The organism is Pseudomonas sp. PvP009 (assembly GCF_017832995.1).
GTDB lineage: Bacteria > Pseudomonadota > Gammaproteobacteria > Pseudomonadales > Pseudomonadaceae > Aquipseudomonas > Aquipseudomonas syringae.
The window spans coordinates 2,528,761-2,539,020 of the sequence record NZ_JAFIBG010000001.1 but is presented as its reverse complement, the minus strand read 5'-3'; the positions used below and the strand labels follow the sequence as shown (position 1 = coordinate 2,539,020).

8 protein-coding genes are annotated in these 10,260 nt (G+C 56.7%); 2 read left to right on the top strand and 6 right to left on the bottom strand.

The genetic code is table 11. The features are described 5' to 3' along the window. Positions 1-8 precede the first annotated feature (8 nt). Entirely contained in the window at positions 9-413 is a 405-nt protein-coding gene (gene arnF / locus JOE29_RS11350; protein WP_003344963.1) for a 4-amino-4-deoxy-L-arabinose-phosphoundecaprenol flippase subunit ArnF, read from the top strand. Next, the gene (locus JOE29_RS11345) at positions 391-1,785 is read left to right on the top strand and encodes a UDP-glucose/GDP-mannose dehydrogenase family protein (RefSeq protein ID WP_003426532.1); all 1,395 of its coding nucleotides are present in this window, start codon (positions 391-393) and stop codon (positions 1,783-1,785) included. Before arnF ends, JOE29_RS11345 begins: the two co-directional genes overlap by 23 nt. Before the next feature lie 19 nt (positions 1,786-1,804). On the opposite strand, the gene JOE29_RS11340 is transcribed toward JOE29_RS11345, so the two are convergent. The 6 genes from JOE29_RS11340 to JOE29_RS11315 form a co-directional block, all read right to left on the bottom strand. Further along, complete coding sequence (locus JOE29_RS11340; RefSeq protein ID WP_210080009.1) at positions 1,805-3,286, bottom strand: glycosyltransferase family 39 protein; 1,482 nt, start codon at positions 3,284-3,286, stop codon at positions 1,805-1,807. 236 nt (positions 3,287-3,522) lie between these two features. Then, positions 3,523-4,542: a hypothetical protein gene (locus JOE29_RS11335; protein ID WP_004417649.1), complete on the bottom strand. Its 1,020-nt coding sequence runs from the start codon at positions 4,540-4,542 to the stop codon at positions 3,523-3,525. A gap of 385 nt (positions 4,543-4,927) precedes the next feature. Beyond that, positions 4,928-6,532, bottom strand: a complete 1,605-nt coding sequence (locus JOE29_RS11330) for a hybrid sensor histidine kinase/response regulator (protein ID WP_096113725.1) — start codon at positions 6,530-6,532, stop codon at positions 4,928-4,930. Positions 6,533-6,676: 144 nt separating this feature from the next. Further along, complete coding sequence (locus JOE29_RS11325) at positions 6,677-7,819, bottom strand: family 1 glycosylhydrolase (RefSeq protein ID WP_210079510.1); 1,143 nt, start codon at positions 7,817-7,819, stop codon at positions 6,677-6,679. Positions 7,820-7,821: 2 nt separating this feature from the next. Beyond that, on the bottom strand, positions 7,822-9,003 hold the full coding sequence (gene glf / locus JOE29_RS11320) for a UDP-galactopyranose mutase (protein ID WP_004417645.1): 1,182 nt from the start codon (positions 9,001-9,003) through the stop codon (positions 7,822-7,824). Continuing rightward, a complete protein-coding gene (locus tag JOE29_RS11315) occupies positions 8,991-10,175 on the bottom strand; it encodes a glycosyltransferase family 1 protein (protein WP_058444228.1) in 1,185 nt (394 codons plus the stop codon). Before JOE29_RS11315 ends, glf begins: the two co-directional genes overlap by 13 nt. Positions 10,176-10,260 lie beyond the last annotated feature (85 nt).

The following is a 10,260-nucleotide window of genomic DNA, read 5'->3' as shown; positions in this document are numbered from 1 at the left end:
TGTGCGCCATGGCCAGTGTGGCGCTGGTCAGCGCAGCGCAATTGGGTATGCGCTGGAGCATGAGCCGCCTGCCCTCGCCCGCTCAATGGCTCGAACTGCACAATTCGACGCAGCTCGATCTCAGTGCCCTGATGGTCGTCTGCGCCTCGATCACTGCTTATGCGCTCTCCATGCTTTTCTGGTTGCTGGCCCTTCGGGTCTTGCCCCTGAGCCGTGCTTATTCGCTGCTCAGCATCAGCTACGCGCTGGTTTATACGCTCGCCGCAGCACTGCCGTTTTTCCACGAGACATTCACGGTATCGAAAACTGTGGGTGTCACCCTGATCGTGGCAGGTGTCTTGATCATCAACCTTCGGCGCGTCCCCCGGCCATCACCTCAGGATCTTCCCCATGAAAATCAGCGTTTTCGGTAGCGGATATGTCGGCCTGGTACAAGCGACCGTGCTTGCCGAAGTCGGCCACGATGTGGTCTGCATGGACATTGATCAGGCCAAAATCGACCAGTTGCGTCAGGGCCAGGTGCATATCTACGAGCCAGGACTGGCCAATCTGGTGCGTGAAAACCTGGACCAGCAGCGTCTGTGTTTCACCACTGACGAGCAACTGGCAGTGGAACATGCCGAGGTCCTGTTCATCGCGGTCGGCACGCCCTCTCGTGCCGATGGTTCGGCCGACCTGAGCGGCTTTTTTGCGGTGGGCGAAGCCATCGCCCGGCATCGGCGCGAACCGCTGATCATCGTCGAGAAATCCACCGTGCCGGTCGGCAGTGGCGACGCTTTGCGCAACCACGTCGATCAGGCACTGCGTCAGGCGGGCCGGCTGCTGCAGTTCGATATCGTCTCCAACCCGGAATTTCTGAAGGAGGGCTCGGCGGTTAACGATTGCCGGCGCCCGGACCGTATTGTCATCGGCTGCGAAAATGAAGCCGTGCGCAACGTCATGCGCGAGCTGTATGCGCCGTTCAACCGCAATCATGAGCGGATCATGTTCATGGACCTGCGCAGCGCCGAACTGACCAAGTACGCCGCCAACTGCATGCTGGCGACCAAGATCAGCTTCATCAACCAGATCGCCGAACTGGCCGAGCACCTGGGCGCGGATGTCGAGTCGGTGCGGCTGGGCATCGGTGCCGACTCACGGATCGGTTACGACTTCATCTATCCCGGCTGCGGTTACGGCGGTTCATGCTTCGGCAAGGACATCCGCGCGTTGATTCACAGCGCCCGGGAGGCTCATTGCTCCAACGATCTGCTGTCGGTGGTCGAGGCCATCAACGAACGGCAGAAGAACAAACTCTTCGAGCGGGTCAACGCGTTCTATCAGGGCGATCTGCGCGGCAAGACCTTTGCCCTGTGGGGCCTGGCGTTCAAACCCAACACCGACGACATGCGTGATGCCCCGAGCCGCGTACTCATGGAAGCATTATGGGAGGCTGGCGCCAGCGTGCGGGCGTTCGACCCCGAGGCCATGCAGGAAACCCAGCGCATCTATGGCCATCGCAAGGACCTGATGCTCATGGGCACGCCGGAGTCCGCGCTCAACGAGGCCGATGCATTGATCGTCTGCACTGAATGGCAACAGTTCAAAGCCCCGGATTTCGAGTTGATCCAGCAACGCCTGAACGCGCCGATCATCTTCGATGGACGCAATCTGTACGACACCGAACGACTGGCAAAACGCGGCTTCCACTACTTCCCCATCGGCCGTGGCGAATCGTGCGACCTGCCAATCCCACAAAAGCAGTGGACGGCCTGTAACTCGCTTGTCAGCAGTCAGGTCGTGTAACGGGCTGCTCCGGTGGCCGTCAGTTGCCGACAGTCACCGGAGCCTGGCTGACGAAATAGTAGATACGCTCGCCGACCTTGACGCTGTCGACCACTCGCAAGGGTGGTTCGGGAGGCTGCAGGCTTTCCATGATCGCCACATTGCCGTCGGCACGGGTCAGAAAGCTGCTCAGGTCAGCGCTGGATATGAATGTATCCAGCAAGCTCTGGCTGTAGAACACGCTGGCACCTGCCAGCCGTTCACTGGGCTGAAACAAGGCGACGTGCCGTCCCTGGACTTGCAGGGAATGGACCTTGTCAGTCAGCGGCAGGAACGACAACTGCCGGTCCGCTCGCGGTTCCAGCCATATGGCTGCGCCGAGATACCCCGCCACGATCAAAACGGCACCGGCAACCGTCATCGCCCTTGCGTTTCGTACAACCAACGCCGCATACGGAGAGCGCTGCGAGCGCGCCTTGAGTCGCTCGCCCAACACAAAGGTATATTCCGCCGCAATGACCGCAGCCGCAGGGGCCAGTGACATCAGATAAACCATGCGTTTACTCGAGGCCAGCGACAACAGCAGGAACTGCGCGATCAGCCACAGGCTGAAAAACAGCAGGTAACGGTTGGCCAGCAGCTGTTTGCGGAAATGCCACAGCCCCAGATAGACGAGCACATTCCACGGCAAAAACGCTTCAGGCAGTTTGCTCAGATAGTAATGCACGGGCTCGTAATGCCCCGCCTCTTCGAACGAACCACTGAAGCGTCCGACACTGTTGGTCCAGAGCACGTCCTTCAACGACTGCGTACCGCCCTGCCCGTATAGAAAGCACAGCCATACCAGCAAAGGCACCAAAGCCAGGACGGTGAACATCGCCGGGCGTAGCCAGTGGGCGAGAACAATGCGTTTGCTCTGCACCGACTCGCACACAAGCCAGGCGAAAATGACCACACCCGGCATCGCGAGGCCCAGCACGCCCTTGCTCAGGGTTGCCAGCGCGATCCCCACTACGAAGAGCAGCCAGGCGCCTGCGGGAAATCCGTCGCTGCGCAGACGCTGACTGGCGCAAAAGAACCCCAGCAACGCCATGCTCACACCCAGCGCCAGCAACGCGTCCTCGCCCACCTGCCGCGAATTGCTCCAGAAACTGGCCTGGGTCGCCAGCATGAATGCAGCCACCCACGCTATGGAGGCAGGTCGCCCGAAGCGACGCAGCATGCTGTAAAGCAGCAACACGCTGAACAGCCCCGCACAGGCGGACGCAAGTCTGACCGCCCAGGGAGTCGCACCGAACGCCCCGATGGACGCAGCGTCGAGCCAGACACTCATCGGCGGTTTTTCCAAGAACGGTTGATCGTTCAGTTTCGGGGTAACCCAGTTGCCACTCAGGTGCATTTCCATGGCAATGCCGGCCACGCGGGGTTCTGTCGAGTTTTGTAATTGGTGATTGCCCAGCGCGATAAAAAACAGCAACACGCCCAACAGCAAAAGCAATGGTGACAGCACGCGAGAAGTTATCAAGGGAATGACCGCAGCGACGTGGAAGGGGGAGACATACAATCGGAGCGATAAAGTATAAGAGGGTTATTGTTGAGAATGTGTTAACCCATGAAGCCTTCAGGGTGAAATCCCAGCCTTGATCCTGAACAGTTCAGCCACTGTTCAGACTTCATTGCAGCTCTATGAAAACAAAAAAAATGGGGAGCGATAATCGCCCCCCATTCAATACATCAGTTCACTTTTTTTGCAGTGAATCAGACCGCAGCAACAACCTTGGCTGGCGGCTGAGTGCGACGACCCAGTACACCTGCACCCGCAGCTACCAGACCCGAGATCACCAGCGTGATCAGCAGAATCCAGGCGCCTTGCGAAACACGCTTGGCGGTCACTTCAGCCGCTTCGCGGGCTTTCTGTTCAGCCTGAGCTTTCAGTTCCTGATACTTGGCATAAGCCTGACGGTAGCTGGCCTGAGCCTGATCAACGATCTGGTTGGCTTCGGCATCAGTCTTGTTGCCACGCGCCTTGATCAGATTGACCAGCGCCTGACGGTCAGCGGCATCCCATGCCTGGTCGCCCTTGGCTTTGATGCGATCCATCAGGCCGCTCAATTGCTGGTCGGCTTGCTGAGGATTCTGTGCGCTCTGCTTGGCAGTGTTCTGTGCGTCTTGCTGGGTCGCCTGAGCTTCCTGCTTGACGTTATCCGGGTTCAGCTCGGGCTTGCCGGTCTGACGCATGGCTGTTTCGATCTCGCCCTGAATATCGTCCAGATTGAAATCGATGCCTTGGGCGCGCAATTGATCCTGAATCTTGCTGCCAACGGCTGGAGCCACCTGTGCGATACCACTGCCCAGTGCCGACATGCCGCTACCGGCCAGGTTGAGCCCGCCGCGCACGACGCCGGTCACTGCGCTGGAGACCAGATAAACCGTGATCAGCGAGACGCTCGCCCATACCAGCAGGCCATGAAATGCACCTTCACGCTGCGCCAGACGTCCAGCGGCCCAGCCGCCGACGAACAGCGAAATAACCGAGCTTACAACGACCCAGATACCTGCACCCGTGCCAATGCCGGACAACGGATTGGCTTCCTGCATGGGATCGATACTGGCACTTCCGATTGCCGTACCCAACAGGTTCAGCAACAGCGAAACAACCATGGCCAGAACAACACCGGCCAGAATCGCACTCCAGGAGATTCGTTTAAGCAGCGGAGCCGCTGCATGAGTTTCGTGGTACACAGGGGCACCTGGGGCGATACGGTCGTCGCGAATCATAGTCATAGTCCTTTGAGTCATTGGCAGTAAACGCACACATCTGTGGCGTACAATTCAATGACCCGAGCGACGTTCAAGAAGTTTAAAAATTTTATAGACTTTTTTTCAGGCTTGAAAAAGCACAATAGAACTGTATTGATAGTGACGCACATCAATGGAACGTTACCTGCTCGCCTTGCTCCAAGCGATTTACACACTTGTCATTTTATTAGGTTTTTTGCTCTAACTATTGGCAGTTGTCTGATGTCCGTTAATAACAGACGGGCATTACGGGCTGATTGCTTTTTGAATATCGGCACTCATTGGATAGGCTTAATTATATATCAAACAGCACGAAGGCCTGACTGAGAACAGGCAGGCCTTCATGTGTTCATTGTCAGTATCGTCAGGCGATGCCGTTCGGCCCGTCGAGGACCTGCCTGACCTTCCTGGCGAGGTCCTGCGGCATGCAAGGCTTGGATACCACCTCAAACTCGGAACCGCCAATGTCGGTTCGCTCGATCGAGCTTTCAGCGTAGCCAGTGGTCAGCAGCACCTTGACCTTCGGGTACCTGCGCCTCACTTCCCGCGCGAGCATCACCCCGTTCATGCCACCCGGCATGATCAGGTCAGTGAACAGCAAATCATATGTGGCGCCGGCCTCGAAGCGCTTCAGCGCCTCACGGGCATTGAGGACGATTTCCGATAAATAGCCGTAATCATCCAGCACCATCTTCGCCAGCTCGGCCACATCAGGACGGTCTTCCACGATCAGAATTCGTTCGCAACTGCCAATGCGCCTTTCCGAGGCTTTCGGCGGATCGTTCTTGCTCAGCACGGCTTCGTCTACAGGGAAATACAGGCGCAGCGTGGTGCCGACACCTTCTTCGGTATAAATACGCGCCGCACCACCCGACTGTTTGGCAAAGCCATAGACCATCGAAAGACCGAGCCCGGAGCCCTTGCCTTCTTCTTTGGTAGTAAAGAACGGGTCCATTACCCGATCACGGATACTCGCGGGCATGCCAATGCCGTTGTCCGTCACCGCAATAGAGACATAACGGCCGGGTAACAGACCGTCGTAAGACATATTGGCCAACTCGTCGACGACCAGATTGCGGGTTTCAATAAATATCTTCGGGTCGGGCCTACCAATGAGTGCATCGCGCGCATTAATGAAAATATTAAGCAGTGCGACTTCTGCCTGGGTTGGATCGATACGGCAGTTCTTCAGTGCCGGATCCAGATCGGTTTCGATAACCACTTCCGGGCCAAAAGTACGCTCGATCAGCGGCTCTGTCGTGGAAACCAGGCCATTGAGGTTGAGGACTCGCCCCTGCAGTTTCTGTTTCCGGGCAAATGCCAGCAGTTGCTTGGTCAGTGTACTGGCGCGTTCGACGGCAGACTTGGCGTGATGAACACTGCGCTGGACACGCTGCACATCAATGGTGGGTTTCTCTGCCGCACTGCCGATCAGATCGATATAACCACCCATCACTTGCAGCAGGTTATTGAAGTCGTGCGCGATGCCACCGGTAAGCTGCCCCAAGGCCTCCATCTTTTGAGCCTGACGCAATGCCTCTTCGGCATCTCGACGGCGGCTGATGTCCAGCTGCGACGCAAAGAAATAAATCAGGTCGCCCGCGTCGTTATAGACCGGGGAAATAAACAGCGCATTCCAGAACGATGAACCGTCCTTGCGATAGTTGAGAATTTCAGTGGAGATATCGACGCGCTCTTCGATGGCATCGCGAATCGACTGCACCGCCGCCCGGTCAGTGTCCGGCCCTTGAAGAAACCGGCAGTTGCTCCCGATGATTTCCTCTGACGCATAGCCGGTCATTTCCAGAAACGCCTGGTTGGCAAAAATGATGGGATTGTCCGGGCGATTGGGGTCCGTCACGATCATCGGCATCCGGGTCGTTTCTACCGCCGCGAAAAAGATATCCTTTCCCTGATGTTTGATATCTCCCGTCGCCGCATTGTCGACCCGGGCTTTATTGTCCGACACTCCAGAAACTCCACGACTGTTTATTGGGCTATTGCGCCTGCTCTCTAATGGCTAGGACTGGCGAAGCCTCAAAAGGGTTCTAAAGTATCTGACAAAAATCGAATTATATTCATTTGAAGGGGCACGCACTCCCGGAGCGCTTACTCAAACGGCAAATTTTCCATTCTTTTCTCGAATGAGAGCCGCCAATTCAAGCGTGTTTTCGCGCAACGCCACCTGCAAAGGGTCAAAGATCGCCCGAGCACCCTGCCCGTCTGCATAACCCAGCAGCCCCGCCGGACAGTATCGACCGTCGTCCCAGCCCGGATAATCGAGAACGGGATACCAGCAGATACCTTGCACAGGTACGCCTGCCCTCACCGCCTTGCTGACCTCGGCACAAACGTAATTGAACCAGGGCAGACGCTGAACGTCTTCAGCACCGGTTTCAGAAATCAATATCGGTCTGGCGTATCGCCTGTGCAGCTCTCTCAACATGCCTTGAAAAGGCCTGTACTGCGGATCGTCGTGCGTAAGCTTATGGCCATTGAGCTGCCATTGATTATGCGGATAAAAGTTGACGCCCAGGATATCCAGATACTCGGGGCGGCCGCCCAGCCCAGGCCATTGCCGTCCGGATAACAGATCCCAGGCTTCGAACTGTGCCAGCCGATAACGTTCTGCTGCCGCGGCATCTGCGCCGCTCCGCGTTGCCGGTACTACATGAATCAATGGCTCGGCCTGAATAAAACGCGCGTTGGGCTCTACCGTGCGTACCGCGTCTATTGCCGCAATACTGGCCCGGACCAGTTGATGCTTGAGCTCCATGCCGCGCTGCTCGCTAGCGGGGTTGAAATAAGCCATGTCGCCCCCGGCCCAACTCCAGAACGAAATCTCATTGATCGGCGAATAGAAAGGTGCGGTCTCCCCTTCGTCTTTGACGACCTGAGCCACCGCCGCTGCAAAACGCGCAAAGTGCTCGACAAACTGCGGCCGCCAGACATCCAGATGATCTGGGTAACCGTAATGGCACAAGTCCCAGATGACCTGGGTGCCCTGATGCCGCGCAGCTCGCAGCATGGGCCGAAAACTGCTCCAGTCGTAACAATCTGGACGGGCTTCAATCAGATGCCAGCGCAGACCGTCACGTACAGTACGCATTCCACACTCAGCCAGCGCGGCAAAATCTTTCTGTGCCCAGCGATCGTGCCCGGTGGCGTGAAGCAGGTCGAGTCGCACACCGTCACCTCGTCGATGGCTGGCGCACTCGAATCCGCCGATGAAAAAACTGTCGAACAGGCCGCCCATGCTCAACCTCGCGCAGGCTGTTCGATCGGTTCGGGAGGCGGCTCAGGGAAGTCATGGGCCAGCCGCTGGTACAACGCCAATGCCTGGCCCACGACCTGGTCCATGTTGTAATACTTGTAAGTGCCCAGCCGCCCAAGGAAAGTGACCTCATCCGATTGATCGGCCAATGCCTTGTAACGCTTGTACAACTCGGCATTTTCGGGTCGGGGAATGGGGTAATAAGGATCGCCTTCGGCACTTGGAAACTCATAGCTGAGACTGGTTCTGGCGTGCAGTTGACCGGTAAGGTGCTTGTATTCGGTGATGCGCGTATGAGGGACCGCCTCATCCGGGTAGTTGACCACCGCCACCGATTGAAATTGCGCCTGATCAACGGTCTTGTGCTCGAAACGCAACGACCGATACGGAAGACGGCCATAGCAATAACCGAAGTATTCATCAATCGGCCCGCAATAGATCAAATGCGAATACTTCACCGCCGTGCGAACATCGGCAAAGTCGACCCCCAGTACCGTATCGATAAGCGGATGGTTGAGTATCCGCTCAAACATGTGCGTGTAACCGTGCAGCGGCATTTTCTGAAAAGTATCTGTGAAATAACGATTGTCCGAGTTAGTGCGGGTAGGCACTCGGGCGGTAACCGACCGATCCAGTTGCGAGGGATCCAGCCCCCATTGTTTGCGGGTGTAGCCACGGAAAAACTTCTCGTACAGCTCCCGACCAATCTGATTGATCACAACGTCTTCGGAGGTTCTTATCGTCTCGACGGGCTCGGCACGGCTGGCAAGAAACGCTTCGGCTTCTCGTTCATTCATCTGTAAGCCGTACAGGCTGTTGAGCGTATCGAGGTTGATCGGAACAGGCAGCAGTTGGTCGTCTACGCTGGCAAGCACGCGGTGTTCGTAATCGCGCCATTCGGTAAATCGTGAAAGGTATTCCACAATCCGCTCAGCGTTGGTGTGGAATATATGTGGCCCGTATCGATGAACCAACACCCCGGCGCTGTCCAGGTGATCGTAAGCGTTACCCGCGATATGTGGACGTCGGTCGATGAGCAAAACGCGCTTACTCGATCCAGCCGCCAGCCTTTCCGCCAACACACTGCCTGCAAAACCTGCACCGACGATCAGAAAGTCATAGGGCGTCTTTTCACACGCGGCTGATTCAAGATTTATCCGAGGCATTCTATGTGCTCCCCGATGGCCACCAGGTCGATTTGCGCCTTCATGGCCGCGCACGTGTTGTCCCAAGACTCGCCGACCAACAACGCGTCAACTTTGCGAAGAAAATCAATAGTCCCTTTGTGCGCCAGTGCCTCTTGAATCGCGCGCGCAAACGCGTCGGCATCATCGGCAATCGCGACAACACCCGACTCACCATACGTTCTGACCACATCGGCAATCCGGGTTGATACCACCGGGCAGCCGCCAGCCAGGTATTCCGGCGTCTTGGTCGGGCTGATAAAGCGTGTGGAGTCGTTCAGCGCAAATGGCATCAGCGCAACGTCCCAGCCAGACAGATAGGCTGGCAAGTCGTCATAGGACTTGCTGCCTAGATAATGGACGTTGGCCAAATGCGGCAGGCTTGCCGGGTCGATCTTCACCACCGGGCCGATCAAAACGATTTGCCAGTGTGGCTGCAACTCGGCCAGTTGTTGAATCAGCCCGATATCAAAACGTTCGTCAATGACGCCGAAAAAGCCGAGTCTTGGATAGGGAATGTACTGTTGATCCTCGGGGTCAGGCTGCACGTTGCGAGCGGCTGAAAAATGCCCGAAATCGACACTGCTGGGCATGGCGTGCGCGTTCGCATGCTGCCGACGCTTGGTCTCCCACAGGCTGAAGCCGCCAGTAAACACAACATCTGCGCGCTTCATCAACGCTTCTTCCTGTTCGACAAGCTCTGGCGGCGCACCTTTGAACGCAGACAATTCGTCCATGCAATCGAAGATCGTCACGTGCGCGCTGAGGTGATCGGTAAACGCCAGGCTCATCGGGGTGAAATACCACAAAAGCAACTCACCAAAACGTTGTGCATCGATAAAACGATTCAGTAGTACACGCTGTGCGGTGATCACCTCATCAGGCTGCATCTTCCAGGGCAGGTGCGGCACCAGTACTGTGACACCGCACGCTTGCGGCAACTGCTCAAGGCGGATATCAGGGGAGTCCGACAGAACAGGCTCCTCAAGAAACACCACCTGATAGTCCTGCGCCATGCGCGACATGATGTGCTGAGGACGCTGATAGACAAACCCCCATCGCAGATGGGAAAGGCACAGCAGCAAAGGCCTGACGACGGCCTCGACTCGGGTTAAGGCCAACGTCTCGGACTGAATTGTTTGAACACCGTTCATAGAGTTTCCCTTCTGTTAGAAAGTCCTGGATGAAACTGAAGGGCTCTTGAAAGGGCTAGGCTTCGACGGCATTCATGATGAGGAT